Below are 26,830 nucleotides of genomic sequence, written 5' to 3'. Positions count from 1 at the left end.
CGGATCCGGACGAGGCGGTCGCGCAGATCCGCCCGTACCTCGACGCCGGGTTGAACCACCTCGTGTTCCACGCTCCCGGGCACGATCAGAAGCGGTTCCTGGAACTCTTCGAGCGCGACCTCGCGCCCCGGCTGCGGGGGTAGGCGGCTCCGCCGCCCGTGCGTGGTTAAGGAGTGCAGGGACTCGTTAGCCACTCACGGGCCCGAAGGGCCTCAGAGCATGTGCACGCGCTTGTAGAGCCTCCGGGAAGGACCGCCCAGCAGATCGGCCTCGTCCAGGAACCGCATGAGCGGCTGCGAACTCTCCCGGATCTTCTCGGCCCGGAACCGGTTGTTCTTCGCCTCGCGCACCGCGCGCTCGGTGTCGAGGCCGGCTGCCGCGTAGACGGCCGGGTTGATCATGCTGGAGACGATCAGGTTCGACGCGATCGCGATGCAGGCGCGGCTCGCCGCGCGGTGCGCCCTGCTCATGCCCTCGGCCCGTCGCAGGGTCTCCTCCCGGGCGAAGCGCATGTGCCGGGCCTCTTCGACCACGTGAATCTTGCTGGTGACGCGGACGATCGGCTGGACGCGGGTGTCCTTCATCCAGTCGCGCTGCATCACGTCGAGGATCTCCTCGGCGACGAGAATGCCGGCGTACGCGACCTCCCCGGAGGCGAGCGCCTTGAATCCGCGACCCAGCGTGACCACCGACTTGCGCGGAACGTAGGAGGGGCACCCGAACTTCTCGGCGGTGCGGGCGAACATCACGGAGTGCCTGCATTCGTCGGCCACCTCCGTCAGCGCGAACTGGAAGTGCGCCTGCGACGCGTCCTTGGCGTACATGTCCCGGATGACCATCTGCTGGAGAATCATCTCGAACCAGATTCCGGTGCCCATGATCGACGACACCTCGTGCTTCGTCAGCGTGACCTGCTGCTCGAACGTCATCTCGTCCCACATCGGCGTGCCGTACAGCGAGGACCACTCGGGCGTGAGCCCGTACAGGTCGTCGGGAACAGGAGCGTCCCAGTCCACCTCGACGGTCGGGTCGTACGACATGCGCGCGGAGGAATGGAGAAGCCGGGCGCCTGTGTCCTGGCGATCCGTGATCTTCGGATTGCCGAGAGCGAGCGTCGAGCGTGCCATGAACATCCTCCATATCAATGTAACCAGTAGTTACATCTAATCGTGGACTGAAATCCTCTTGACGTCAATAGCATTTATGTACAAATCATGGACAATCGCGACGTCGTTCGGCGGGCGTCAAGCCCTCGGTGATGATCCCCACAACTCCGACTCGGGGCTTGCTCAAAATTTGCCGATCGTCTGTAGTGAATTCTCGGCAGCGGGCCCGGATGATCCCTTGCCCTGGCATCACCCGGCAGAAAGCGGAATGAACCCATGTCTGATCAGAAGAGTGCCGCTCAGTCCCACAGCGCCGATGTCGTCGTCGGTGCTCGCGTTCGGGTCCGCCGCGACGCCGACGCTCCCGCGCCGGGTGTCGTGATCGAGGATTTCGCGGACCTGTCCCAGTCCGAGGGGCTCCTCGGGCGCGATTGGGCGCCCGTGCACCGCTGGGCCGTCGCTCTCGACGACGGACGTCTCGTCTTCGTCGACGACGGCGAACTCGACCTCGACACCGAGTCGCCCAAGGTCGCGTGCGGCTGATTCAGCCGAGTCCGACGGCGATCTCCTGAAGTTTCTCGACAGTGCCTGCGGCGATCGTTCGCACCTGTTCGGTGATGACGGAGATCGGCCAGTCCCACCATGCGATGCGCACCAGCGCAGCGATGTCGGATTCCGAATAGCGGTCCTTGATGTGGACTGCCGGGTTTCCACCCACTACGGCGTAGTCCGGCACCGAACGTGTCACCACCGAACCGGTCGAGACGATCGCGCCGTGCCCGATGCGAACGCCGGGCATGATCGTCGCGTTGCCCCCGATCCATACGTCATTGCCGACGACGGTGTCGCCGCGCGACGGTAGATCCGCGAGCAGATCGGCATGCTCGGCCCACGCTCCTCCCATGATCGGAAAAGGGAAGGTCGAGACGCCGCTCATCCGATGGTTCGCGCCGTTCATGATGAACGTCGTCCCCGTCGCGAACGCGCAGAACTTTCCGATGATCAACCGATCCGGACCATAGTGGTGCAGGACATTTCGCGTCTCGAACTCGTCCGCAAACTCGGGATCGTCGTAATAGCTGTACTCCCCGACCTCGATCAGTGGGTTGTCGATCAGGGGTTTGAGCAGGACTACCCGGGGCTGACCCGAAACGGGGTGCAGTGTCATCGGATCCGGTGCGGCGCTCGTGGACAACTGCTTCTCCATTCCTTGGCGCAGGCGTTCGCGATCTCCTGTATAGCGCCGTGTGGCTCTGCGCTGCACGCGCTGTACTGCCGATTCGGCTATTGCCATGTGTCACGGGCGGTTGCTAGAGTCGAACAAATTTTCGAACAACCTCGGGGGAGGGCTGCTGGTGGGGGATGTGGTGGCACCGGATCTGGAGGAGTTGCGGGCGTTCACGGCGCGGTTGCGGTGTGTCGGGCCGTGTGGTGAGGCGGGGGTGGGGATCGAGTGGCTCGCTGCGGTGGAGTCGTTGAAGTCGGTGGGGTGTGCGGTGCAGGCGGTGGTCACCGATGATGTCGCCACCTGCATGCGGGAGGACCGGAAGGTTCGGGGGTTGCCGCGGGCGGAGTGGGACCGTGGTATCGCGTTGGCGGTGAATCTGGTGGTTTCCGACGAAACACTGCTGGCGGGTGAGAGCGAGGCGGCGGATCTGGCGGGGTTCGGTCCGGCGCCGGCGGGGATCGCGCGGCAGCTGGTGGCGGACGCCCTCGAGGGGGAGACCGAAACCACGTTGCGGTTGATCTACGCGTGCCCGTTGTCGGGGTCGTTGACGGCGATGGAGTCGCAGTCGCGGACGTTCCCGAAAAGCTTGCGAAAGTTGATCGATCTCCGCGATCGGACGTGCCGGACGCCGTGGTGTGATGCGCCGATCCGCCATCACGATCACATCCTCTCGCGCCGCAAGAAGGGTGCCACCACGGCACATAATGGGGCCGGGTTGTGCGCGGCCTGCAATTACGCGAAGGAAGGCGACGGCTGGACCGCCCGCCCCGTCAGGAGGCATGGCCGAACGCATCTTTTCGACCTCGGCACCCCGACGGGTCACCACTACCGGTCCGTAGCCCCACGCCTCCCGTCCGCGGCGCGACGGTCGGAAATCGAGGCGATCCTCACCGCGCATCTGCGAGCGTCATGAACTCGAACCGGGGCGCGGCCGCGCGGAACGTCTCACGCAGCGGTGAGGGCGAACCACTCGCATCGTGCGGTTCGTTCGGTGCTCGTAGACGCCGTAGACGCGCACCATCTCGTCGAATTCGCGATAGATCCGCGTCCGCTCCGGTTCGGCGAGGAGAGTTGCGGTGACGGGGATGTCCTTCCCGCCGATGGTGACCTTCGCGTTCGGCTGGGCGAGGAGGTTCGCCGACCACGCCGGGTGGTGATCCTGCCCGAAGTTGCTGCCCACGACGAAGATCTGCTGTCCTTCGCGGTAGTACAGAAGTGGGCTCGTACGCGGTGCGCCCGACTTCCGGCCCGTGGTGGTCAGCAGGACCACCGGTGCGGCGATCGGGCCGAGGATCGTGAAGCGTCCCCTGCTCTTCTGCAGGAGCAGGCGATCCACTCCGGCGAGGTTCCGGATCACCCACGATCCGGGTCGGGTGGCGGCAAACGTGGCGGCGGGTTCGCGGAGGAAACTGGTCTCGCTGCCCCATCGGACGTCGGGGAAGGGTGATTCGGCCATACGCCATCTGACCGCCGGGCGGGAGCGGTGTCAATCACCCGGCGGCGGTGTCCGGATACGCTATGGCCATGGCTGCGCTCGCGACACCTTCGCCTGTGAATCCCCCCTCACGTCCTCAGCCGTCGAGTATCTTCATCGCCTCACCGGAGGGGGACACCGGAAAGTCCACCATCGCGCTGGGTGTCCTGCAGATGCTGTGTGCGTCGGCGGCGAGGGTGGGTGTCTTCCGTCCCATCGCCCGGTCGACGGAGGAGGTCGATTACATCCTCGAATTGCTCCTCGAGCACACGACGGCCGACCTCGGGTACGAAGAGTCGCTGGGGGTCACGTACGAGCATGTCCACGCCGACCCGGAGGGCGCGCTCAGCGAGATCGTCGCCCGGTATCACCAGGTGGCGGCCCAGTGCGATGCCGTCGTGGTGATCGGCAGCGATTACACCGACGTGGCCAGTCCGAGCGAACTCGGATACAACGCCAGGATCGCCGTGAACCTGGGCGCACCGGTGTTGCTCGCAGTGAAGGGAGTCCGGCGCACCCCCGAGGAGGTCGCGCAGCTCGCCCAACTCGCCATCGGTGAACTGACCGGTCACCACGCGCACCTGCTGGCCGTGGTCGCCAATCGGTGCAACCCCGACGAACTCGACGCCGTGACCGACGCGTTGGCGTCGACCGGTGTGCCCGCGTGGAGCCTGCCCGAGATCCCGCTGCTGGTCGCACCGACCATGGCCGAACTCCTCGAGTCGATCGACGGCAGCCTGTTCAGCGGCGACCCCGAGTTGCTGCACCGGGAGGCGCTGCGGGTGCTGGTCGGGGGAATGACGGCCGAGCACATTCTCGAGCGACTGACGGAGGGCACGGTGGTGATTGCCCCGGCCGACCGGTCCGACGTGCTGCTGGCGATGGTGAATGCGCATGAGGCCGAGGGGTTCCCGTCGCTGGCGGGCATCATCATGAACGGTGGGCTGGTGCCGCACCCGGCGATCGCGAAGCTGATGGCCGGCCTCAAGCCGCGGTTGCCGATCCTCACTACCGATCTGGGCACGTTCGACACGGCCAGTGCGGCCGCTCAGACCCGTGGCCGGGTGGCGGTCGGCTCGCAACGCAAGATCGATACCGCCCTGAGCGTCATGGAACTCCGGGTGGACGCGCCGACGCTGCTGGAGCGGTTGAAGCTGCCCATCCCGTCGGTGGTGACTCCCCAGATGTTCGAATACCAGCTGATCGACCGCGCCCGCCGGGACCGCAAGCACGTCGTGCTCCCGGAGGGCGCCGACGACCGCATCCTGCGGGCGGCGGGGAGGCTGCTGCAACGGCAGGTGGCGCAGTTGACCATTCTCGGCGACGAGGTGCAGGTGCGTCGCCGCGCGGCGGAACTCGGTGTCGACCTCGCGGAAGCGCAGGTCCTCGACCCGCGGACGTCCGAACACGCCGGTCCGTTCGCGGAGGAGTACGCGCGGCTCCGCGCCCACAAGGGCATGAGTGTGGACCGCGCCCGCGAGGTGATGACCGACATCTCGTACTTCGGAACCATGATGGTGCACTTGGGAATCGCGGACGGTATGGTCTCCGGTGCCGCGCACACCACGGCGCACACCATCCGGCCGTCGTTCGAGATCATCAAGACGCAACCGGGTGTGTCCACCGTGTCGAGCGTGTTCCTGATGTGCCTGTCCGACCGGGTGCTCGCGTACGGAGACTGCGCGGTGGTGCCCGACCCCACGGCCGAGCAGCTGGCCGACATCGCGATCTCGTCGGCGCAGACGTCGTCCCAGTTCGGCATCGATCCGCGCATCGCGATGCTGTCGTATTCGACGGGCGACTCGGGCAGCGGCGCGGATGTCGACAAGGTGCGCTCCGCGACCACACTGGTGCGGGAGCGTAGGCCGGACCTGTTGGTGGAAGGCCCCATTCAGTACGACGCCGCCATCGAGCAGAGCGTGGCCGACAAGAAGATGCCCGGTTCGGAGGTGGCGGGCAAGGCGACGGTCTTCATCTTCCCCGACCTCAACACCGGCAACAACACGTACAAGGCGGTGCAGCGCAGTGCCGGAGCGATCGCGGTCGGGCCGGTGCTGCAGGGTCTCAACAAACCCGTCAACGACCTGTCGCGAGGGGCGTTGGTCGAGGACATCGTGAACACCGTGGCGATCACCGCGATCCAGGCGCAGGGAGCAGAGCAGTGAGCGAAGGCAGCGAAGGTTCCGTCCTGGTGGTCAATTCCGGTTCGTCGTCGATCAAGTTCCAGCTGGTCCACCCGGACACCGGGAAGTCCTCGGCGTCCGGTCTCATCGAGAGGATCGGGGAACCCGAGGGGCGCATCGTCTATCACCACCGCACCGGGTTGGCGGAGCGCCACGTCCACATCGCCGACCACCGGGCGGGGCTGAAGATGGTGTCGGACATCGTCGCCGAGGTGGGACGTCCGCTGCGGGAGGCGGGGATCGTCGCGGTCGGGCACCGCATCGTCCACGGCGGCGACGTGTTCTACGAGCCGACGATCATCGACGACGCGGTGGTGCAGTCCATTGCGGACCTGTCGGCGCTTGCGCCGCTGCACAATCCGGCGAACGTGATCGGGATCGAGGTGGCGCGCGAGGAGTTGCCGGACATCCCGCACGTCGCGGTGTTCGACACCGCGTTCTTCCACACTCTGCCTGCGGAGGCGTCGACGTATGCGATCGACCGGACGGTCGCGCAGGAGCACGCCATCCGGCGGTACGGCTTCCACGGCACCTCGCATCAGTACGTGTCGGGGCGGGCGGCCGAGTTTCTCGGCCGCGACCTGTCGGAGCTGAATCAGATCGTGCTGCACCTCGGGAACGGCGCGTCGGCGTCCGCGATCCGCGGGGGACTGGCCGTCGACACGTCCATGGGCCTGACTCCGCTCGAGGGTCTCGTCATGGGCACGCGGTCCGGCGACGTCGACCCCGGGGTGATCCTGCACCTGCACCGCAGCGGCATGGGTGTCGATCAGATCGACGACCTGCTGAACCGGCACTCCGGACTCAAGGGCCTGTCCGGGGTCAACGACTTCCGGGCGCTGCTGGCACTCGTCGGCAAGGGCGACGAGGACGCGGCGCTGGCGTACGACGTGTACGTGCACCGGCTCCGCAAGTACATCGGCGCCTACCTGGTGGAACTGGGCGGCGTGGACGTCATCACGTTCACCGGGGGAGTCGGCGAGAACAACGTCGACGTCCGCCGCGACAGCCTGGCGGGGCTGGGCCGCCTCGGCATCGTCGTCGACGACGACCGCAACCGCGCGGATTCCCGGGACGCCCGCCGCATCTCGGCGGACGAGTCCGACGTCCAGGTGCTGGTCGTGCCGACCAACGAGGAGTTGGCGATCGCCCGTGCGGCGGTGGAGCTGGTCGGGGTCTGAGTGTTACAGCAGGCTCCTGGGCCTGATGGCGTTGGCGAGGTCCACCAGCGTGTACCGGTGGGTGCGCTCGGGGGCGTTGCGGGCCAGCGCCCGCAGACCGGCCTCGGCGCCCTTGCGTAGTCCGCGTTCGGTGAACGGCACCCCCAGGATCTGCTCGAGTTCCGTCGCCGACGTGTGACCGGCACGCATCCAGTCCAGCGCCGTGCCCAGCACGAGTGTGCGCATTTGCAGCGCCCGGCTCTCCTCGGGTGCGAGCGCGGTGACGCGGAGCGCCGCCTCTCGCAGCGCCGCCTCGTCGATCTCCTCGATCGGCCTGCCGGACAGCAGCATCAGCACACTCGTCATTCGGGCCATGGTGAAGTGCCGGGACGTCGCGGGAACCTGATCGAGCGCGGCGATGGCGCCGGGCAGATCTCCGCGTTCGGTGAGTTGGCGGGCCAGCCCGAATGCGGCGCTCACCAGGCTGTGATCGGTGCGCCACACCGTCCGGTAGTACTTCTCGGCGAAGGTTCGCCACCGGTGGGAATCGGAGCTTTCGCAGTGCTGCAGAATCAGTTCGGCGGTGGCCGCGAGCGCAAGTTTGGGAGCCGTTTCACCGGGCATCGCCTGCAGCACCGACTCGAACCGGGAGAATGCCGTCTCGTACTCGCCGTCGATCAGCGTCGCGAGTCCGGCGTACCAGTCGACGCGCCAGTTCCCGCCCATCTCCGTCTCCAGGTCGCGGAGGAGTGTGGTCGCGGTGGCGGCGTCCCCGAGGTCGAGGTGCGCCTTGATCTCGGCGAGGGTCAGTTCCCGGGAGAACGACACGTCCAGGTCGCCGACGACCCGCTCGATACCGCTCTCGCGGGCGTGCCGAATGGAATCGAGGGTCTGCTGCGGTTCGCTGTGCACCGCGGCGGCCAGGAGCTGGGCGTTGGGATCGGCCGGGTCGATCAGCGGCACCGCCAGGGCCTGCGCCACCGACACCGGGTCGAGATTCCTGTCCCGTTCGACGCCGTCGACGTACACGTCCGTCTGCTCGACCGCCTCGTTCGTGCCGAAAGTCGTTCGCTGCTTGCTGAACACGGTCGACAGTCCGGGATGCTCCTCGCCGGTCTGTTGCGCGAGCACCTCGCGGAGTACGGCGGTGAGCTGACCGGCCATCTCCTCGGCGGACGCGAACCGCCTGCTCGGATCGGGGTCGGTGGCGCGCAACAGGAGTCGGTGGAAGAACTCGTATTCCGCCAGGAGCGGCGCCTGCTCGGGGGAGGGGATCCCGTCGAGGTACCGGCCCTTGTCGGACGGCATGTCGAGCGTCAGCACCGCGAGTGTGCGCCCCACCGTGTAGATGTCGGAGGCCACGGTCGGGCCGGTCTTGACGATCTCCGGCGCCTGATACCCCGGCGTGCCGTACAGGTAGCCGTAGTCCTCGATGCCGGCGACGGCGCCGAGGTCGATCAGCTTCAGGGCGTCCTCGGTGACCATCACGTTGTCGGGTTTGAGGTCGTTGTACACCAGACCGGTGGAGTGCAGATATGCCAGTGCGGGAAGGATTTCGAGCACGTACGCGATGGCCTGCTCGACCGGCATGCGCTCGGGCCTGATGTGCGTCGACAGGACGTCGCGCAGCGAATGACCGCCCACGTACTCCATGACGATGTAGCCCATCGGGGTTCCGTCCGACCGGGGATGCTCCACGAAGTTGAAGATCTTCACGATGCTCGGGTGCGCCACCTCCGCGAGGAACTGGCGTTCGGCCACCGCCACCGCCTGCGCCTCGGCGTCGCCGAAGTGCAACAGCCCCTTGAGAACCACCCACCTGTCGCTGACGTTGCGGTCGATGGCCAGGTAGATCCAGCCGAGGCCGCCGTGCGCGATGCAGCCCTGCACCTCGTACTGGCCGCCGATCAGTTCGTTCGGATCGAGGAGCGGCCGGAAGTCGAAAGTCGCTCCGCACGAGGGGCACAGGCCGAACTCGGAGGCCTCGGACGTGGGGCCACTGCGGCCGACCGGCTTGTTGCACTTCCAGCAGAAACGCTTGCCCTCGGGGACCTTCGGGTCGGTCATCACCGCCGACGCCGGGTCGAGTGTCTTGACGACGGGCACCTCGACGAGTCCGCCGCCGAGACGCAGACGCTGCCCGGACCGGGTGCGCGGTGACCGCGTCGAGCGACCGGTGCCGGACGCACCCGACGGCCGGGACGTCGGCGCCGCCTGGGTGGCCGGCCCCTCGTCCAGTTCTTCCCGAACTGCTGCCTGCGTGGCCTCGTCCAGTTCTTCCCGGACCGCTGCCTGGGTGGCCTCGTCCAGTTCTTCTCGAACTGCCGCCTGGGTGGCGAGGTCCGGTTCGGTGGACTCGGGGTTCTTCGAATGTTGCGGCATGCGTCCCTCAGTCCTGGTACACGGCGGACGGCGGGGCGGGGGACGGGCCCAGCACCGACAGCCACTGGTCGTACATTCTGGTCCAGGTTCCGTCGCTGCGGATCCGTTCGAGTGTGCGGTTGACGAACCGCACGAGGTCCTCGTTCGCCTTGGTGATGCCGATGCCGTACGGTTCGGCGCCCATGCTGTCCCCGACGATCTCGAGGTACGGGTCCTGGGACGCCAGGCCGGCGAGGATCGTGTCGTCGGTGCTCACCGCGTCGACCTGCCGCTGCTGCAGGACCACCAGGCAATCCGACCACATGGGGACCGTGAGGATCTCGGCGGTCGGCGCGACCTTCTGCAACCGGGTCAGCGACGTCGTGCCGCGGACGGCGCAGACCCGTTTTCCGCCCAGGTCGGCGGCGCTGCGGATCGGGGATCCCTTCACGACCAGGACCCGCTGCTGCGCCTCGAAGTACTCGGAGGAGAACGCCACCCGTTCCTTGCGGTCGCAGGTGATGGTCATCGTCTTCGCCACGATGTCGACCATCGACTCCTGCAGCGCCTTCTCACGATTCGCCGATGTGAGGATGCGGTAGTCGAGCCGGTCCGGGTCGCCGAACAGGTCCCGCGAGATTTCCCGGGCGACGTCGACGTCGAAGCCCTCGATGGCGCCGGTCGCGGGATCGCGGAAACTCATCAGGTTGCTGCCCGTGTCGAGGCCGACGACGAGACGACCCCGCGCGCGGATGGCGTCGACCGTCGGCATCGGCGTGTCGGGGTCGGGGAACGGGCGCAGGCTCGCGGTGGGGTCGCCGCAGTCCTTCTCGGGAGTAGGCGGGGCGGCGCTGGTCTCGGGGGCCGGTGCCGCGGCCGCGGGAAGCGGGGGTTCGGTGTAGGACACGCTCGGCGAGCCGACGTGCTCCGGAGCGGCCTCGGCGCACCCGCCGATCAGCAACGTGGCCGCCAGCAGCACCAGCGCGATCCGGCGCCGCCTCACTGGTATTCCCTCAACCGAGGCCACAATCCGATGATAATTCCGGCGAACGCGACCAGCGTGAGGACGAGGGCGCCGGAACCGAGTGCGGTCAGCACCCGGGCCGCGGACTCGACGTTCGACCGCAGATGGTCGCGGGCGGTCCCGATTCCGTCGGTGAGCGCGTCGTCGACGGCGGCGAACTGGGCCGCGGAATCCGAGGGGCCCGGCCCGATGGCAACCGTTGCCGCCGAGGCGAAGTCGCCCTTGGCGAGGATCTCGTTCATGCGATCGTGCGCCGAAGACCAGTTTTTCCAGGCGTCCTCGGCCCGCGCCACCTCGTCGTGGCCGACCGCGCGGTCGCCGTCGTGCGGATAGCCCGACAGCAGGGTGTCGAGCTGACCGGACTTGTCCTCGAAGACGGCGTCGTAGTCGCCGTTCGAATCCCGGCGGACCAGTTTGAGCGTCTCCTCGGTGCGCGCCTGCTGCGCCAGGATGCGCGCCGCGGTCAACTCGTGCATCGGTCGGGCACCCTGGGTCAGCGCGCGCTTGGTGTCGAGGGAGGAGACCAACCCGGCGACCAGCATCCACACCAGGAGGATCGCGGTGCACGACGACGCCAGGATCAACCCGAGATTGAACGTGCGCCTGCTGAGCCGCGCGAGGACGACCTGCGCGACGAGCAGCGCGACGAGCGCGACGAGGACCAGGATCAGCGCCGTCCAGGGCGGACGGGAGTAGTCCCGCTGGATGTCCGCGACATCGGTTTCCTGCCGGGCGTGCAACTCCTGGGCCTTCGGCAGCATGCTCGTCTGCATCAGCGTGGACGCCTCGCTGAGGTAGGCCGCGCCGACGGGGTGACCGGTGCGGTTGTTGGCCCGCGCGGTCTCGACGAGACCGGAGTAGACGCTGAGGTCGGTGGAGATGGAGGCGAGAAGGCGCCTGCTGTCCACGTCGCTGGGGGCGAGCCCGCCGGACGCGTACACGAGGTCGGCGGAGGCCGTGCCGAGCGCCTGCGCGTACGTGTCCCGGAGTTCGGGGGGTTCGAGACCGCCGGAGATGAACGCGGTGGTGGCCGCGGCGTCCGCCACCGACAGGGCGCTGTAGAGGTTCTGCGCCGAGAACGACAGCGGTTCGGTCTCGGCGAGGACGCTGTCGAGGGTGGCTTCCCTGCCGTTCACGGTCGACGCGGCCACGAATCCGGCGGTCAGGGTGAGCAGCACCAGGAGCGCGCCGAGGGCGGTGAGCTTGGCGGGCGTCGACCCCAGGAAGGCTCGAAGTTCCTTACGACGCGCGACGGCGGGGTCGACGTCGTCGTCCGCGGCGGCAGACAGGGCGCGGCTGCCGTGGGGTTCGATCGACGGCGCCTCACGCAGAACCACGTCGCACCCCTCCCGTGTCACGGCCGCACCTTGTGGGGAGCATATAAGCAGGAGTCGGTGACTGGGGATATCGGGCAGTTCCGGCAGAAACCGTTAGTGTGAGGGAACTGCAGGGAGACCCATCAGGTCGGACAGGGGTAGTCGATGCGTGGTGACGGTGACGGCTGGGCGACCGGGCCGGACGGCAGTCGTCATTGGGGCAAGCACGGTGCGGCCGGGTTGTTGCTGCGTGCGCCGCTCCCGGACGAGACGCCGGCCGTGCTCTTACAGCACCGTGCGGCCTGGAGCCACCAGGGCGGGACGTGGGCGCTGCCCGGCGGTGCCCGGGACAGCCACGAGACCACGACCCACGCCGCGGTACGCGAGGCGCACGAGGAAGCCGGCATCGAGAGTGCGGCCATCCGAGTCCGCACCGAGGTCGTCACCATGAAGGCCGCGAGCGGCTGGAGTTACACCACGGTCATCGCCGACGCCGAGCGTCCACTGCCCACCGTCGCGAACGGTGAGAGCACCGAACTGCGCTGGGTGCGGGAAACCGACGTCGCCGGGTTGCCACTGCACCCCGGATTCGAAGCGGGGTGGCCGCAACTGCGCACCACCGAGGTGCGGCTGCTGCTCGATCGGCACGACGTGCTGGGTGAGGGCGGCGCGCTCGCGCAGCTGTCGAAGGCACTGCCCCGCACCGTGCACCTGCCCGACGGCACCTACGGGTGGCTGCCGCGCGTCGAGGTGCTCGAGGCACTGGACACGGTCGGTCGCCTCGCCGAACCGGCAGGTCACGGGACCACGCTGGGAACGGTGACCGCGATCGTCACCACCGACCCCGATCTGATCGAACAGTTGCCCGCCACCGTCGTGGTCCTGCCGCCCGCCGCGGTGCGCGACTGGCTCCAGCAGGCGTAACTACGCGTTCTGCTGCAGCAGGGCGGACAGTGAGCGCGCGGCGGCCTGCGGGTCGCGGGCCTCGGTGATGGCCCGCACGACGACGATCCGGTCGGCGCCTGCGGCGAGGATCTCCGGAACCCGGGACTCGTCGATGCCGCCGATCGCGAACCACGGGCGGTTCGGCGCCGAGTCGGCGGTCGAGCGCACCAGGTCGATGCCCGACGCGGTCCGCCCGGGCTTGGTGGGGGTCGCCCACACCGGTCCGGTGCAGAAGTAGTCGACGCCGTCCTCGATCGCCGCGAGGCTGGCCTGGGCGCGGCTGTGCGTGGACCGGCCGATCAGGACGTCCGAACCCACGACGGTCCGGGCGTAGGGGACAGGCAGGTCGCCCTGGCCGAGGTGCAGGACGTCGGCGCCGGCGGCCAGCGCCATGTCGGCCCGGTCGTTGACGGCGAGCAGCGCCCCGTGCCGCCGGGCCGCGGCCGCGAGCACCGACAGTGCCGCCAGTTCGTCCCTGGCGTCCATCGTGCCGAACTTCTTCTCACCGGCCGAGCCCTTGTCGCGGAGCTGGATGATGTCGACGCCGCCGGACAGCGCGGCCTCGGCGAACTGCGCCAGGTCGCCCTTCTCGCGCCGAGCATCGGTACACAGGTACAAACGTGCTGTTCCGAGGCGGCGCCGACGGTCCGTGAGGTTGCTGTGATGTGAGGTGGTCACGGCATGACGGTAGCCTCTACGGTGAAAGTGCAACACGGGAGTCCCGGGGAACGTGGGGCTGAGAGGGGCTCACGCCGAGCCCGACCGTCATACCTGACCCGGATCATGCCGGCGCAGGAAGTGAGGTGGAGTTCAATGGCGAGATCGGTATCCGTCGTCGGAGGCGGAGTGATCGGCCTGTCGATTGCGTGGCGAGCAGCCCGCAACGGCTGGTCGGTGAAGCTGTACGACCCGTCGATCGGTTCGGGAGCGTCCTGGGTGGCGGGCGGCATGCTCGCCCCGTTGTCGGAGGGCTGGCCCGGTGAGGAGAGCGTCCTCGAACTGGGGAGCGCGTCGCTCGACCGGTGGCCCGAGTTCGGGAAGGAACTGGAGGCCGGGGCCGGCGTCGACCTGTTCACGTCGGAGAGTTCGCTCACCGTCGCGCTGGACGGCGCCGACGCCGAAGACCTCCGGACCATCGCCGAGTGGGTCGGGGCGCAGGGCCGGGATCTGCAGATCCTGAATCGCGCCGAGGTCCGCGCCCTCGAGCCGATGCTGGGTCGCGGAGTCCGGTTGGGGCTCTTGGCCGTCGACGAACTGGCCGTCGACAACAGGCTGCTCCTGCAGGCGTTGCAGCGGTGTGCCGTCGACGCCGGGGTGGAGCTGATCGGTGAGGCCGTGCGCAGTCTGGACGGGCTGGGCACGGACCAGATCGTCGTCACCGCGGGCATCGCGTCACCGGCACTGTGGCCGGGACTTCCGGTGCGCCCGGTGAAGGGCGAGATCCTGCGGTTGCGGGCCCGTCCCGGGGTGACCCCCGCACCGGGCCGGACCATCCGCGGCAGCGTCCACGGCAGGCCCGCCTACCTGGTGCCGCGTGCCGACGGCATCGTCGTCGGCGCCACCCAGTACGAATCGGGCAACGACACGCAGGTCACGGTGGCCGGTGTGCGCGACCTGATCGCGGATGCGGAGGCGCTGATGCCCGCCATCGGCGAGTACGAGCTGCGTGAGACCTCGGCGGGTCTGCGTCCGATGACCCCGGACAACCTGCCGCTGATCGGCCGGGTGTCCGATCGGGTCGTGGTGGCGACGGGACACGGCCGCAACGGCATCCTGCTCACCCCGGTGACCGCCGACGCGACGGTGGCATTGTTGGAGGGCTCGGCACTGGTCGAGGCGAAAGCCGCCGACCCCGAACGTTTCGAGAAAGTAGCGAGGTAGAGATGAGTGAGCAGCAAGTAGTGGTGCCGATCGGCATCAGCGTCAACGGCGAGGATCACGAGTTCACGGAACCGTTGACCGTCACCGGGCTGCTGGAGGCGCTGAACCTGCCGACCAAGGGCATCGCGGTGGCCGTGAACGGCGCCGTGTTCCCCCGCGCCCGGTGGGACGAGTTCGTGGTCCGGGGCTGGGAGATCGAGATCCTCACGGCGGTGCAGGGTGGCTGACGCGACGCCTGGCGTGCAGAAGGGCCTCACGATCGCGGGCCGCACGTTCGGTTCACGGTTGATCATGGGCACCGGCGGCGCCGCCAACCTGACGGTGCTCGAGGAGGCGCTCGTCGCGTCCGGCACCGAGCTGACCACGGTTGCGATGCGCCGCGTCGACGCCGTCGGCGGGACCGGGGTGCTGGACCTGCTGCGCCGGCTCGACATCGCGCCGCTGCCCAACACCGCGGGGTGTCGCGGTGCGGCCGAGGCGGTGCTGACGGCGCAACTCGCCCGGGAAGCGCTCGAAACCGACTGGGTGAAGCTCGAGGTCATCGCCGACGAACGCACCCTCATGCCCGACGCCATCGAGTTGGTCAGCGCCGCCGAGCAACTGGTCGACGACGGATTCGTCGTCCTGCCGTACACCACCGACGACCCCGTCCTGGCCCGCAGGCTCGAGGACGTCGGCTGCGTGGCCGTGATGCCGCTGGGTTCGCCGATCGGCACCGGGCTCGGTATCGCGAACCCGCACAACATCGAGATGATCGTGGAGGGTGCCGGGGTACCGGTCATCCTCGACGCCGGCATCGGGACCGCCAGCGACGCGACCCTCGCGATGGAACTCGGCTGCGACGCCGTCCTGCTGGCCACTGCGGTGACCAGGGCGAAGGATCCGGCGCTCATGGCGTCGGCGATGCGCGGGGCCGTGGTGGCGGGGTACGAGGCGCGGCATGCGGGCCGCATCCCCAAGCGGTTCTGGGCGCAGGCGTCGTCGTAGAACTCGGGGTCGTGTCGGGGTCCGGTTCGGGGTCCGACCGGTACCAGGGGACGAGTCGGGAGTAGACCTGCGGCCGATGCGCGCCGGCCGCAGGTTCCGGCATTCTTCTCACATGATTGAAGTGAGGGGACTTTCGAAGACCTTCGGTGCGACGAAGGCGGTGGACAACCTGACGTTCAACGTGAAGCCGGGCATGGTCACCGGCTTTCTCGGTCCGAACGGTGCAGGCAAATCGACGACGATGCGCATGATCCTCGGGCTGGACCGCCCGACGGCGGGCAGCGCGTTGATCGACGGCAAACCGTACAGCGACCTGGTGCAGCCGCTGCGGACGGTGGGGGCCCTGCTCGACGCGAAGTGGGTGCACCCCAATCGCTCGGCCCGCGCCCATCTCCAGTGGATGGCGGCGTCCAACTCGCTGCCGAAGAGCCGGGTCGACGAGGTGCTGCACCTCGTCGGGCTCACCGAGGTGGCGGGGAAGAAGGCCGGCGGGTTCTCGCTCGGCATGTCCCAGCGACTGGGCCTGGCCGCCACGCTGCTCGGCGACCCGAAGGTGCTGCTGTTCGACGAGCCGGTGAACGGGCTCGACCCGGAGGGCATCGTCTGGATCCGGAAGTTCATGCAGCGCCTCGCCGCCGAGGGCCGCACGGTGCTGGTGTCGAGCCACCTGCTGTCCGAGATGGCGCTCACCGCAGAACATCTGGTGGTCATCGGCCGCGGGCGTCTGATCGCCGACACCACCGTGTCCGAGTTCGTCAGCAAGTCCTCGGAATCGACGGTGCGCGTGCGGAGCCCACAGCTCGACGCGCTGCGCAGCGCGCTCACGTCCAACGGACTCACCGTGCGCGAGGACGGATCCGACGGGCAGCAAGCGCTCGTCGTGGTGGATTCGTCGACGGACGTCGTCGGTGGGATCGCCGGTTCGCAGGGCATCGTCCTGCACGAGTTGGCATCTCAGCGCGGATCGCTGGAGGACGCCTTCATGAAGTTGACCGGAGACGACGTGCAGTACCACGCAGAGGGCGTCGAAGATGTGATGAGGGGTGCACTGTAATGGCTGTTCTCAATGCCGAACGGATCAAGATCACGTCGACGAGGTCACCGTGGTGGTGCACCGTCGTCATCATCGTGCTGGGCCTCGGTCTCGCCGCGGTCATCGGGCTCAGCGCGAAGGCCAGCATCAACTCCTTCAACAACCAGATCGCGGACGGTAGGCAACCCGATTTCGATCCGTTCCTGCCGCAGATGGCGGACGCCGTGGGCGGTGTGTCCGGTTTCGGCGTACTGGTGCTGATGATCCTCGCAGCGCTCGCCGTGACCAGCGAATACCGGTTCGGCGTCATCCGCACCACGTTCCAGGCGATCCCGAACCGGGCGTCCGTCCTGATCGCGAAGGCGGGCCTGATCGGCGCGTTCGGCGCCGTGCTGACGTTCGTCCTCACGTTCGGTGCGTACGCCATCGCGAAGGCGACGGCCGGCGACGAGGCCGGAGCGGCACTCACCCTGACCGGTGCGGACGCGTGGCGGTCGATCTACGGCGTCCCGATCTACGCGTTCCTGTGCGTGGTCCTCGCCGTCGGAGTCGGCACCCTGCTGCGTCAGTCGGCGGGGGCGATCGCCCTGCTGCTGCTGTGGCCGCTGTTGATCGAGAGCCTGTTCAACCTGTTCGGCTCGTTCGGCCAGAAGATCATGCCGTTCCTGCCGTTCCTCAACGCCAACAACTTCCTGGGAGCGTCGCAGGGAGTCGATTTCCACTGGGGCCCGTGGGGCAGCCTCGTGTACTTCGCGGTGTTCGTCTTCGTGATCTTCGGGGCCGGTCTGGTGGTCGTCAACAAGCGCGACGCCTGACACCCGATACAGTGATCTCGCCCTGCTCCTCCGCCAGGTGATCGTCGGGAGGCCTGGCTGAGGGCGACGGTGGGGCGGGAGCCTGTGGGCCGGTGCGAAATCCATTCGCGCCGGCCCACAGGTGCTTCTGCGTTAGGCTCCCGACATGCGACTACTGGGAGTTTTCACAGTCGGAGTGGCCGCTGCGATGATCCTGGCCGGGTGCTCGTCGACGAGTGAACCCGATTCGCCGCCGGTCGACGCGAGCGCTCTCGCGGCCTCGGTCACCGAGAGCGGTGTGGTGGGGCACCTCGAGCAACTGCAGACGATCGCCGAGAGCAACGACGGCAACCGCGCGGCCGGAACGTCCGGCTACGACGCGAGCGTCGACTACGTCGCACAGATATTGGAAGACAAGGGCTTCGACGTTCAGACCCCGGAATTCGACTTCCACAAGTTCGACGTGCGAACGGAGGCCCTGCGGTCCGGCGACCGGGACTTCGACGTGCGGGCGCTGTCGTATTCGCCGTCGACCGGTCCGCAGGGGCTCACCGCCCGCCTGGTGCCCGCGGCGAAGGACGACAGTCCGGGATGCGAGGTCACCGATTACGACGGCCTCGACGTGACGGGCGCGATCGTCCTCGTGAACCGCGGCGTGTGCCCGTTCGCGGCCAAGCAGCAGGTGGCGTCCGAACGCGGTGCCGCAGGCGTGATCGTCGTCAACAACGAGGACGGACCGATGAGCGGCGGCACCCTCGGCGACCCGGACGTGGGCAAGGTCCCCACGGGCGGGGTGAGCAAGGCGGACGGCGCCGCGCTCGAACAGGCGGGGGGCGACGTCACCCTCACGCTCGACACCACCACCGAGTCGAGCACCGCGCGCAACGTCATCGCCCAGACGAAGACCGGCTCGACCGAGAACGTCGTGATGGTCGGAGCGCATCTGGACAGCGTCCCCGAGGGCCCCGGCATCAACGACAACGGCACCGGCGTCGCCGCGACCCTCGAAACGGCCGTGCAACTCGGCGGTTCGCCCGACGTCGACAACGCCGTGCGCTTCGCGTTCTGGGGCGCCGAGGAATTGGGTCTGCTCGGATCGGAGGCGTACGTCGACAGCCTCAGCGAGGAGCAGCGGAACGACATCGCGCTGTACCTGAACTTCGACATGCTCGGTTCCGAGAACGCCGGCTACCTGGCCTACGACGGCGACAACTCCGACAACGTCGGTGAGGGGCCCGGACCCGAGGGGTCCGCGGGCATCGAGCGCACCTTCACCGAGTTCCTGCAGGGCGACGGCATCGCCGCGGACGGCACGGACTTCGACGGCCGATCCGACTACGGTCCGTTCATCGAGCACGGCATCCCCTCGGGCGGGGTGTTCAGCGGCGCCGACGAGACGAAGACCCCCGAGCAGGCGCAGAAGTGGGGCGGCACCCCGGGTGTCGTGTACGACAAGAACTACCACAGCGCCACCGATACCCTCGAGAACGTGGACCGTGCCGCGCTCGCCAAGAATGCCGCCGCGGTCGCGTATGCCGTCGGGGTGTACGCGGAGTCGCTCGCGGGTCCGAACGGAGTCCCCATCGGTGCGGACCGGGAGAAGGCGCGGGCCACCGAGTGATGTCCGATTCGTCACGGGTTTGTGCATGTGACGCTGAGTTACTCTTACTCTCGTGAGCGACGACCCCGCCGAAGAGAGCAGTGCCGAGCTCGGCGCTGCGCAGACGCCGAAACGGGGCGACAAGGTGCTGGGCTGGGTGGGATCGGTCAACCGGCAGCCGCAGCTGATCGAGGGGCTGCGGAGGGTTCGTCGCGCGCTCCCCGGCGATCCCGCGTTCGGCGACCCACTGTCGACGGCGGGCCCCGGAAGCGCGCGGGCCATCGCCCGCGTCGCCGACCGCTTCCTCGACCACCAGCCGGGCGCGTCCCGCGAGATGAGCCTCGGCGCGCTGCAGGTGTGGCAGGCACTGCTCGAGCGCACCGGACGCGGCCGCGGAACACAGGAGGTGACCATCGTGTTCACCGACCTCGTCGGGTTCTCCAGTTGGTCGCTGCCCGCCGGTGACAGCGCCACGCTCGCCCTGCTGCGCGCCGTCGCCCGGGCCGTCGAATCCCCCATCGTCGACCGGGGCGGGCATGTGGTCAAACGACTCGGCGACGGTGTGATGGCCGTCTTCTCCAGCCCCGACCGCGCGATCGACGCCGTCTTCGCCGCGCAGGCAGCCCTCGCGGACGTCGAGGTGGACGGCTACCGCCCCCGCATGCGCGTCGGCCTCCACACCGGTTCGCCCCGGCAGATCGGCAGCGACTGGCTCGGTGTCGACGTGACCATCGCGGCCCGCATGATGGAACTCGGCGGCGACGGCAACGTGATGGCGTCGTCCGCCACGCTGTCGAGCCTGCAGCCGGGCACCCTCGACGAACTGGGGGTCGGGGTCAAGCCGTGGCGGCGCGCGTTCTTCGCCCCCGCCCCCAACGGAGTGCCGTCCGACCTCGGTATCTGGCGGTTGCGGCTCCGCCGCCCGTGAGTACTTGTTAACCGCCGGACGTTAACAAGTACTCACGGGTGCCGCAGGCGCCACAGGGGGGAGACGGGGCCGTGACCGGCACCCAGGTCGTACGACGCCTCCAGGCACTTGGTGACCCACTCCTTGCCGAACGCCACGGCGTCGGGCACGGACCATCCGTGGGCGAGTGCGCTCGCGATGGCGGCCGCGAGGGTGTCGCCGCCGCCGTGGTCGTTGCCGGTGTCGATCCGGGGACTGCTGAACTCGAGGAATCGGTCGCCGTCGAACAGCAGATCGGTGCTCGACGCCGACGTCCGGAGATGCCCGCCCTTCACGATCGACCACTGCGCGCCGAGTGCGTGCAGCGCCTCCGCGGCCCGGCGCGCGGTCGCGTCGTCCACCACGTCGATGCCGGTGATCAGCCGGATCTCGTCGAGATTCGGGGTGACCACCGTCGCGATCGGGATCAGCGTGTTCCGCACGGCGTCCAGCGCCTCGGCGTGCAGGAGCGGATCGCCGTGCATCGACGCGCACACCGGGTCGACGACCAGCGGGACCGGGTGGTCCCGGCCGATCCCGACCTCGGTGCACACGGCGGCGACGGCCTCGATGATGGCCGTCGACGCCAGCATCCCCGTCTTCGCTGCCCCGACCCCGATGTCGTCGACGACGCACCGCACCTGCGCGGCCACCGTCTCCGGCGGAATCTCGTGGAAGCCGCTGACCCCCACCGAGTTCTGCACCGTCACCGCGGCGACCGCGACACATGCGTGGACGCCGCACAGCGCCATCGTCCGCGAGTCCGCCTGGATCCCGGCGCCACCGCCGGAATCGGTGCCGGCGATGGTGAGGACGCGGACGGGGGTCTGGCCGTCGGGGGTCAGGGGCAGCAGCTTCACGAAGGGGACCTTACCGATTCTCTGAGGTGACGGATTCGACGGGCAGATACACGCGGCCACCTGCGTCGACGAACTCGCTCGACTTCTCTGCCATGCCCGCCTCGATGGCTTCGACCGAATCGAGTCCGTGCTGCTGCGCGTACTCCCGCACGTCGGCGGAGATCCGCATGGAGCAGAACTTCGGGCCGCACATCGAGCAGAAGTGGGCCGTCTTCGCCGGCTCGGCGGGCAGCGTCTCGTCGTGGAACTCCCGCGCCGTGTCCGGGTCCAGGGACAGCGCGAACTGGTCGTGCCAGCGGAACTCGAACCGGGCCTTCGACAGTGCGTCGTCCCGCTCCTGCGCCCGCGGATGCTGCTTCGCGAGGTCCGCGGCGTGCGCCGCGATCTTGTACGTGATGACCCCGGTCTTGACGTCGTCCCGATTCGGCAGTCCCAGGTGCTCCTTGGGCGTCACGTAGCAGAGCATCGCGGTGCCGGCCTGCGCGATCATCGCCGCGCCGATCGCGGACGTGATGTGGTCGTACGCCGGTGCGATGTCGGTGGCGAGCGGTCCGAGCGTGTAGAACGGCGCCTCCTCGCACAACTCCTCCTCGAGCCGCACGTTCTCGACGATCTTGTGCATCGGCACGTGCCCGGGACCTTCGATCATCACCTGTACGCCATGCGATTTCGCGATCTTCGTGAGCTCGCCGAGGGTGCGGAGTTCGGCGAACTGGGCCTCGTCGTTGGCGTCCGCGATGGACCCGGGACGCAGGCCGTCACCCAGTGAGAACGTGACGTCGTAGCGGTGGAGGATTTCGCAGAGTTCGTCGAAGTGGGTGTACAGGAACGATTCCCGATGATGGGCCAGGCACCAGGCCGCCATGATCGAACCGCCGCGGGAGACGATGCCGGTGACCCGGCGCGCGGTCAGCGGAATGTAGCGGAGCAGCACCCCGGCGTGGACCGTCATGTAGTCGACGCCCTGCTCGCATTGCTCGATCACGGTGTCGCGGTAGATCTCCCACGTGAGCGCGGTCGGATCGCCGTTGACCTTCTCCAGCGCCTGATAGATCGGCACGGTGCCCACGGGTACCGGCGAATTGCGCAGGATCCATTCCCGGGTCTCGTGAATGTTCTTGCCGGTGGACAGGTCCATGATGGTGTCCGCGCCCCACCGCGTCGCCCACACCATCTTCTCGACCTCTTCCGCGATCGACGACGTCACCGCGCTGTTGCCGATGTTCGCGTTGATCTTGACCGCGAACGCCTTGCCGATGATCATCGGCTCGAGTTCGGGGTGGCAGCGGTTGGCCGGGATCACGGCGCGACCTGCCGCGACCTCGGCGCGCACCGTCTCTGGTGAAACACCCTCTCGTGCAGCGCAATACCGCATCTCGGGGGTGACGGTTCCGGCGCGGGCGGCGTCGAGTTGGGTGCCCGCCCGGTCGGCGATCCACGACGCCCGCAGGTGCGGAAGCCCCGCGTCCAGGTCGATCGTGGCGTCCGCGTCGGTGTACGGGCCCGACGTGTCGTACACGTCGAGGTGCTCACCGTTGGTGAGGTGTACGCGCCGGACCGGCACCCGGACGTCGTCGCCCGACAGCAGGTACTGCTTGGTGCTGCCCTGGATCGGTCCCGTGGTGACGGACGTGGCTGTAGATATGGTTGTGCTCATCGATGATGCTCCCTACGCCGGCATTACCCGGACAGGTTCGACGGTCGACGGCCCCTAGCCGTCCTCTCAGCCCGCTGGTGCGAGCCCCCGTGGATGTGTAGTTGTCCCGGAGACTGTAACCGAGAGATCTCTGAGAGTGAACATTCGGGGGAAACTTGGACAGCGGTTCCGTGCATCGGTATAAAGGGTGATGAACATCACATTTCGATTACGACACATACCCCCAGGAGATAGCCATGCTGACGGACGCGCAGGTTGTGGACGTGATCGACAACGCCGATCAGAACCGATTCGAACTCCGACTGAGTGGTGACCTGGTCGGCATCCTCGGATACTTCGCCCTCGCGGACACCCCACCGGGTGCGGGTGCGGGAGTGGTGGCCCGGCCGCCGGGCCCGAGGAGTCGGGGGCGTCAGGCCCCGGTCGTCTCGTTCATGCATACGGTGATCGTGGAGGACTTCGGTCACCGCGGACTCGCCGCGCTCATGGTGGGCCGCTCCCTCGACCTCGCCCGCGGGTACGGCTGGAAGGTCCGGCCCGTCTGCACGTACGTGCAGCGCTTCGTCGCGGGGCATCCCGACTACCGCGACCTCATGGTTCCGGTGGACGCCTGACGCGGTCGGGACACGAATCGACCACTCGTCGGCAACGAAACGATTCCGGGGCCGGTGATTCGGATCGCGACGGTGCTCGTGAACTGATTCCATGAGTGGCATGGATCACATTTCGGACGGTTCCGAGCCGTCGGGGAGCATCACGGCCACTGATGCTGGCATCACGGCCACTGATGCTGGCATCACGGCCCCTGATACTCGCGTACTCGACAACCCCGCCCACGAACGATTCGACCTGTGGCTGGGGGACGAGCTGGTCGGCATTCTCGGCTATCGCGACGAGGACGACATCCCCGGGTTCGCCGCCGAGCCTGGCGAGGTGGTCGCGTTCATGCACACGGTGATCGTGGAAGACTTCGGTGGCCGCGGCCTCGCTGCGGTCCTCGTGGGCGAGGCGCTGGGTTCGGCGCGCCGGCGGGGCTGGAAGGTGCGTCCCATCTGCACGTACGTCCGGCGCTACGTGGCGCTGAACCCGGAGCACCTCGACATCCTGGTCGCCGACTAGAACGACTTCCGAGAGCACTGCTCTTGCTGGACGTCGATTCGTGGTGAATACTGCTCTGTATAGAGAGCGGTGCTCACAATCGGAGGCGTGTCATGGTGGTGTCGGATCGGATCGACGGTCGTCCCGGGATCGCACGGATCTCCGCCGCAGCGCTGTTCGTCCTCGCGGGTGCGCTGTTCGTCGTCTACCCCGTGGTGCGTCCGTACGCGGCGGGCGGGGCGCCGGACGGGCGGGCGGAATTCGCCTCACCGTGGTGGCTCGTCGCCCACCTCGCCGCCGTCGGCGGATTCATCGCATTCGCACTTGCGCTCGTTCCGCTCGCCGGCCTGCTGGAGGGGACGGCCGGCAGGCGGGTGGGCGTGGTCGCGGTGGCGGCGTCGTGGATCGGCATCGGACTGACCCTGCCGTACTACGGGGCCGAAACGTTCGCGCTGCACACCCTCGGCGACAGCGGCCTGGACGACGGTGCCGTCACCGCCCTCGCCGAGAGCGTGCGGATGGGAGCGGCGCAGGCGGCGCTGTTCGCCACCGGCCTGCTCCTCGTCGCGGTCGGCGCGGCGGCGGCCGCCGTGGCCATCGCCCGCGCCCGGCTACTCGCCGGCTGGTCGGGCATTCCGATGGCAGTGGGGTTCGCACTGTTCATCCCGCAGTTCTACGCCGACGCCCCGCTGCGCATCGCGCACGGAGTACTCATCGGGTTCGGTTGTGCGGTCGTGAGTCTCGGGTTGCTGCGTTCTCAGTCGCCGAGGTCGACGATGACCGGCGCGTGATCGCTGGCACCCTTGCCCTTGCGTTCGTTGCGGTCGATCTCGGCCTTGTCGACACGGCCCGCGAGGGCGGGCGACCCGAGCACGAAGTCGATGCGCATTCCCTGCTTCTTCGGGAACCGCAGCTGGGTGTAGTCCCAGTAGGTGTAGACACCCGGGCCGGGGGTGTGCGGCCGGACGACATCGGCGAATCCCGATTCGACGAACGCCTGGAAGGCCTCGCGCTCGGGGACGGACGTGTGGGTCTTGCCCTCGAACAGCGCCGGATCCCAGACGTCCTCGTCGGTGGGCGCGACGTTCCAGTCGCCGACCAGCGCGATCTGCGCGTCCGGATTCCGGTCCAGCCATCCGACCGCATCCGTGTGCAGCTTCGCCAGCCACTCCAGCTTGTACGTGTAGTGCGGATCGGCGAGCTCACGGCCGTTGGGGACGTACAGGCTCCAGATGCGGACGCCGTTGCAGGTGGCGCCAATGGCGCGGGCTTCCTGCGCGGGCGCGACCTCCGGGTCCTTGTGGAACCCGGGCTGATCCTCGAAGCCGATCTGCACGTCGTCGAGACCGACACGGGACGCAATGGCGACACCGTTCCACTGGCTGAGGCCCACGTGCGCGACCTCGTACCCCAGTTCGCGGAACCGCTCGTACGGGAATTGCTCGTCCTTGCACTTGGTTTCCTGCATCGCCAGCACGTCGACGTCGGACCGCTGGAGCCAGTCCAGGATCCGGTCGGTACGGGCACGAACAGAGTTCACGTTCCAGGTTGCGATGCGCACGGCAGCCACCCTAGCGGCACGCTCCGACAGATTTTCAGTCGCCGGGTTCGGTGGCGTAACGGTACCGGTGGTGCGCCACGAAGCCGACGTTGCGGTACATCGCCTGCGCGCCCTCGTTCTCGACGGCGACCTGCAGGCACGCGTGGGTCGCGCCGTGCTCGCGTCCCCAATTGATCATGTCGCCGCAGATCAGGCTGCCGATTCCGCGGCGGCGGTGGGCCTGCGCCACCTCGACCGCGGTGAGCCCGACCCAGCGGCGGTCGTCGGGCGCGGTCGTGACGGATCCGCGGGCGACGGCGAGGAGCGTCGAGTCGGCGGCGCCGATCCGGCCGAAGCCGAGCGTCCCGCCACGGACCGCGTTCAGCACGTCGACCGCGAAGTCGGGCAGCGCGGACCCGCGGTAGCGGTACAGGGCGAGCCAGTCCGAATCCGGGTGATCGGTGACCGTCGTCGTCCGCGGACCCTCGGGCAGCGCCAGGTTGTCGACGTCGGCGGCCATCACGACCACTTCGTCGCTGACGTTCCAGCCCAGCGGCACCTCGCCCAGGCGGTCGGGGATCAGCAGTCGCAGCGGACGGTCCCGTTCGGCGTACCACTCGCGCAGGCGGTCGAGCGTGCCGCCGGGGGAGGGGTCGTCGAGACTCCCGATCGTCCCGCGGTCGCTGAGCGGCGCAGCCGAGTTGGCGCGTCCGGTGAAGCCGTGGCCGTACCGGGCGAGCCAGCCGTCGATCCATGCGTGCTCGATACCCGGCCAGCCGTCGGCGGAGGCCAGTTCGAGGGACCGGATCTCGCTCGCCCGCACCGGTCGTGCGGGGACCGCCTTCAGCGCGACCACCCGCTCCGGCTCCACTTCGATCGCGGAGCCGGCCGCGTCGCGGACGACCACGACCGGCTCGATGCTCTCGAGCACCCCGATGACGTCGGTCATCGGATGGCTGGACCCGGGCGGCAGCTGGTAGCGCAGCACCACCCGGCTTCCGAGCGGAATGTCAGTCGTCATGCCCGAACGGGTCTTCGACCGTTCCCGGCACCCAGCTGAGCCCGGGAACTCCCCAGCCGGCGCGCTTGATGGTCTTCTTGGCGGCGCGTGCGTTACGGCCGACGAGCATGTCGACGTAGAGGAAACCGTCGAGGTGACCGACCTCGTGCTGCAGCATGCGCGCGAAGAAGTCGCGTCCCTCGATCTCGACGGCGTTGCCGTCGGCGTCGGTGCCTGTGACCTTCGCCCACTCGGCCCGGCCGGTGGGGAACTGCTCGCCGGGAACCGACAGGCAGCCCTCGACGTCGTCGTCCGGGTCCGGCATGGTCTCGGGGCGTTCCGACGTCTCGAGGACCGGGTTGACGACGCAGCCCCGGCGGCGGAACGGCTTTCCGTTCTCGTCGACGTCCGGGCAGTCGTAGACGAACAACCGCATCGGCAGGCCGACCTGGTTGGCGGCGAGCCCGACGCCGTTGGCGGCGTCCATCGTGTCGTACATGTCGGCGATGATGTCTGCGAGTTCCGCAGGTGACTGGGACACCGTCTCGGTCGGTTCGTGCAATACCGGGTCGCCCACGATCCGGATGGGGAGGATGGCCATGGTCGTCAAGGATAGTGCGGCGCGCCCGAGCCGTTC

The 26,830-nt window shown here is 68.4% G+C and carries 27 protein-coding genes, 1 pseudogene and 2 riboswitches; of the genes and pseudogenes, 16 read left to right on the top strand and 12 right to left on the bottom strand.

The genetic code is table 11. The features are described from left to right. Positions 1-143: pseudogene (locus P3H15_RS36225) on the top strand (glucose-6-phosphate dehydrogenase (coenzyme-F420)); the annotation flags it as partial. 69 nt (positions 144-212) lie between these two features. On the opposite strand, the gene P3H15_RS36220 reads toward P3H15_RS36225, so the two are convergent. Continuing rightward, the gene (locus P3H15_RS36220; RefSeq protein WP_276141648.1) at positions 213-1,127 is read right to left on the bottom strand and encodes a diiron oxygenase; all 915 of its coding nucleotides are present in this window, start codon (positions 1,125-1,127) and stop codon (positions 213-215) included. Between the two features lie 255 nt (positions 1,128-1,382). Between P3H15_RS36220 and P3H15_RS36215 the strand changes: the two genes are divergently transcribed. Next, positions 1,383-1,649 carry a hypothetical protein gene (locus P3H15_RS36215; protein ID WP_276141647.1) on the top strand — a complete coding sequence of 89 codons (267 nt, stop codon included), beginning with the start codon at positions 1,383-1,385 and terminating at the stop codon, positions 1,647-1,649. 1 nt (position 1,650) lies between these two features. Here the strand turns inward: P3H15_RS36215 and P3H15_RS36210 are convergent, their stop codons facing one another. After that, a complete protein-coding gene (locus P3H15_RS36210; protein ID WP_276141646.1) occupies positions 1,651-2,313 on the bottom strand; it encodes a CatB-related O-acetyltransferase in 663 nt (220 codons plus the stop codon). Positions 2,314-2,461: 148 nt separating this feature from the next. Between P3H15_RS36210 and P3H15_RS36205 the strand changes: the two genes are divergently transcribed. Then, positions 2,462-3,247, top strand: coding sequence for an HNH endonuclease (locus P3H15_RS36205; RefSeq protein WP_276141645.1), 786 nt, complete (start codon positions 2,462-2,464; stop codon positions 3,245-3,247). Here P3H15_RS36205 and P3H15_RS36200 read toward each other — a convergent pair. After that, the gene (locus P3H15_RS36200) at positions 3,242-3,790 is read right to left on the bottom strand and encodes a nitroreductase/quinone reductase family protein (protein ID WP_276141644.1); all 549 of its coding nucleotides are present in this window, start codon (positions 3,788-3,790) and stop codon (positions 3,242-3,244) included. The two genes, P3H15_RS36205 and P3H15_RS36200, sit on opposite strands and share 6 nt — an antisense overlap. A gap of 62 nt (positions 3,791-3,852) precedes the next feature. Here P3H15_RS36200 and pta point away from each other — a divergent pair, with 62 nt between their 5' ends. Together pta and P3H15_RS36190 are read left to right on the top strand one after the other, a co-directional pair. Further along, complete coding sequence (pta, locus tag P3H15_RS36195) at positions 3,853-5,973, top strand: phosphate acetyltransferase (protein WP_276141643.1); 2,121 nt, start codon at positions 3,853-3,855, stop codon at positions 5,971-5,973. Further along, positions 5,970-7,172 (top strand): acetate kinase, encoded by a 1,203-nt coding sequence (locus tag P3H15_RS36190; RefSeq protein ID WP_276141642.1) that lies wholly within the window; start codon positions 5,970-5,972, stop codon positions 7,170-7,172. The genes pta and P3H15_RS36190 overlap by 4 nt, the downstream gene beginning before the upstream one ends. 3 nt (positions 7,173-7,175) lie before the next feature. On the opposite strand, the gene P3H15_RS36185 is transcribed toward P3H15_RS36190, so the two are convergent. The 3 genes from P3H15_RS36185 to P3H15_RS36175 are packed head-to-tail and all read right to left on the bottom strand — an operon-like array spanning position 7,176 to position 11,894. Then, positions 7,176-9,533, bottom strand: a complete 2,358-nt coding sequence (locus P3H15_RS36185) for a serine/threonine-protein kinase (RefSeq protein ID WP_276141641.1) — start codon at positions 9,531-9,533, stop codon at positions 7,176-7,178. A 7-nt stretch (positions 9,534-9,540) separates the two neighbouring features. After that, on the bottom strand, positions 9,541-10,515 hold the full coding sequence (locus P3H15_RS36180) for a glutamate ABC transporter substrate-binding protein (RefSeq protein WP_276141640.1): 975 nt from the start codon (positions 10,513-10,515) through the stop codon (positions 9,541-9,543). After that, complete coding sequence (locus tag P3H15_RS36175) at positions 10,512-11,894, bottom strand: hypothetical protein (protein WP_276141639.1); 1,383 nt, start codon at positions 11,892-11,894, stop codon at positions 10,512-10,514. The genes P3H15_RS36180 and P3H15_RS36175 overlap by 4 nt, the downstream gene beginning before the upstream one ends. 123 nt (positions 11,895-12,017) lie before the next feature. Here P3H15_RS36175 and P3H15_RS36170 point away from each other — a divergent pair, with 123 nt between their 5' ends. After that, positions 12,018-12,776, top strand: coding sequence for an NUDIX hydrolase (locus P3H15_RS36170; RefSeq protein WP_276141638.1), 759 nt, complete (start codon positions 12,018-12,020; stop codon positions 12,774-12,776). Here the strand turns inward: P3H15_RS36170 and thiE are convergent, their stop codons facing one another. Further along, positions 12,777-13,475, bottom strand: coding sequence for a thiamine phosphate synthase (gene thiE, locus P3H15_RS36165; RefSeq protein WP_072948505.1), 699 nt, complete (start codon positions 13,473-13,475; stop codon positions 12,777-12,779). Between the two features lie 24 nt (positions 13,476-13,499). Continuing rightward, positions 13,500-13,614: riboswitch (TPP riboswitch) on the top strand. Here thiE and thiO point away from each other — a divergent pair. The 7 genes from thiO to P3H15_RS36130 all read left to right on the top strand — a co-directional run bounded on the left by thiO (position 13,611) and on the right by P3H15_RS36130 (position 20,020). Next, positions 13,611-14,678, top strand: coding sequence for a glycine oxidase ThiO (gene thiO, locus P3H15_RS36160; RefSeq protein WP_276141637.1), 1,068 nt, complete (start codon positions 13,611-13,613; stop codon positions 14,676-14,678). (Overlaps the previous riboswitch by 4 nt.) A 2-nt stretch (positions 14,679-14,680) precedes the next feature. Continuing rightward, positions 14,681-14,905: a sulfur carrier protein ThiS gene (gene thiS / locus P3H15_RS36155; protein WP_087558912.1), complete on the top strand. Its 225-nt coding sequence runs from the start codon at positions 14,681-14,683 to the stop codon at positions 14,903-14,905. Continuing rightward, positions 14,898-15,665, top strand: coding sequence for a thiazole synthase (locus P3H15_RS36150; protein ID WP_072948501.1), 768 nt, complete (start codon positions 14,898-14,900; stop codon positions 15,663-15,665). The genes thiS and P3H15_RS36150 overlap by 8 nt, the downstream gene beginning before the upstream one ends. Positions 15,666-15,777: 112 nt before the next feature. Further along, entirely contained in the window at positions 15,778-16,719 is a 942-nt protein-coding gene (locus P3H15_RS36145; protein ID WP_011594987.1) for an ABC transporter ATP-binding protein, read from the top strand. Beyond that, positions 16,719-17,513 carry an ABC transporter permease gene (locus P3H15_RS36140; protein WP_276141636.1) on the top strand — a complete coding sequence of 265 codons (795 nt, stop codon included), beginning with the start codon at positions 16,719-16,721 and terminating at the stop codon, positions 17,511-17,513. Before P3H15_RS36145 ends, P3H15_RS36140 begins: the two co-directional genes overlap by 1 nt. 145 nt (positions 17,514-17,658) lie before the next feature. Continuing rightward, positions 17,659-19,113 (top strand): M20/M25/M40 family metallo-hydrolase, encoded by a 1,455-nt coding sequence (locus tag P3H15_RS36135; protein WP_276141635.1) that lies wholly within the window; start codon positions 17,659-17,661, stop codon positions 19,111-19,113. Between the two features lie 52 nt (positions 19,114-19,165). After that, a complete protein-coding gene (locus P3H15_RS36130; protein WP_276141634.1) occupies positions 19,166-20,020 on the top strand; it encodes an adenylate/guanylate cyclase domain-containing protein in 855 nt (284 codons plus the stop codon). A gap of 32 nt (positions 20,021-20,052) precedes the next feature. Here the strand turns inward: P3H15_RS36130 and thiD are convergent, their stop codons facing one another. After that, on the bottom strand, positions 20,053-20,898 hold the full coding sequence (gene thiD / locus P3H15_RS36125; protein ID WP_276141633.1) for a bifunctional hydroxymethylpyrimidine kinase/phosphomethylpyrimidine kinase: 846 nt from the start codon (positions 20,896-20,898) through the stop codon (positions 20,053-20,055). Positions 20,899-20,908: 10 nt separating this feature from the next. Further along, complete coding sequence (thiC, locus tag P3H15_RS36120; protein ID WP_276141632.1) at positions 20,909-22,555, bottom strand: phosphomethylpyrimidine synthase ThiC; 1,647 nt, start codon at positions 22,553-22,555, stop codon at positions 20,909-20,911. After that, positions 22,548-22,656: riboswitch (TPP riboswitch) on the bottom strand. (Overlaps the previous gene by 8 nt.) Before the next feature lie 135 nt (positions 22,657-22,791). On the opposite strand from thiC, the gene P3H15_RS36115 reads away from it, so the two are divergent. From P3H15_RS36115 to P3H15_RS36105, 3 genes are all read left to right on the top strand, one after another. Then, positions 22,792-23,169 carry a GNAT family N-acetyltransferase gene (locus tag P3H15_RS36115; RefSeq protein ID WP_276141631.1) on the top strand — a complete coding sequence of 126 codons (378 nt, stop codon included), beginning with the start codon at positions 22,792-22,794 and terminating at the stop codon, positions 23,167-23,169. Between the two features lie 100 nt (positions 23,170-23,269). Further along, on the top strand, positions 23,270-23,674 hold the full coding sequence (locus P3H15_RS36110; RefSeq protein WP_276141630.1) for a GNAT family N-acetyltransferase: 405 nt from the start codon (positions 23,270-23,272) through the stop codon (positions 23,672-23,674). A 92-nt stretch (positions 23,675-23,766) separates the two neighbouring features. Next, the gene (locus P3H15_RS36105; protein WP_276141629.1) at positions 23,767-24,444 is read left to right on the top strand and encodes a hypothetical protein; all 678 of its coding nucleotides are present in this window, start codon (positions 23,767-23,769) and stop codon (positions 24,442-24,444) included. Here P3H15_RS36105 and P3H15_RS36100 read toward each other — a convergent pair. Genes P3H15_RS36100 through P3H15_RS36090 form a run of 3 tightly spaced genes read right to left on the bottom strand, consistent with a single transcriptional unit; the run spans position 24,411 to position 26,794 of the window. After that, the gene (locus P3H15_RS36100) at positions 24,411-25,214 is read right to left on the bottom strand and encodes an exodeoxyribonuclease III (protein WP_072948485.1); all 804 of its coding nucleotides are present in this window, start codon (positions 25,212-25,214) and stop codon (positions 24,411-24,413) included. The two genes, P3H15_RS36105 and P3H15_RS36100, sit on opposite strands and share 34 nt — an antisense overlap. 34 nt (positions 25,215-25,248) lie before the next feature. Further along, positions 25,249-26,214: an N-acetyltransferase gene (locus P3H15_RS36095; RefSeq protein WP_276141628.1), complete on the bottom strand. Its 966-nt coding sequence runs from the start codon at positions 26,212-26,214 to the stop codon at positions 25,249-25,251. Continuing rightward, positions 26,204-26,794, bottom strand: a complete 591-nt coding sequence (locus P3H15_RS36090) for a peptide deformylase (RefSeq protein ID WP_276141627.1) — start codon at positions 26,792-26,794, stop codon at positions 26,204-26,206. The genes P3H15_RS36095 and P3H15_RS36090 overlap by 11 nt, the downstream gene beginning before the upstream one ends. Between the last annotated feature and the right edge of the window lie 36 nt (positions 26,795-26,830).

It is taken from the genome of Rhodococcus sp. T2V, from assembly GCF_029269925.1.
Taxonomy (GTDB): domain Bacteria; phylum Actinomycetota; class Actinomycetes; order Mycobacteriales; family Mycobacteriaceae; genus Rhodococcus_F; species Rhodococcus_F koreensis.
The sequence above is the reverse complement of the archived record's forward strand: the minus strand, read 5'-3'. Positions and strand labels throughout refer to the sequence as shown.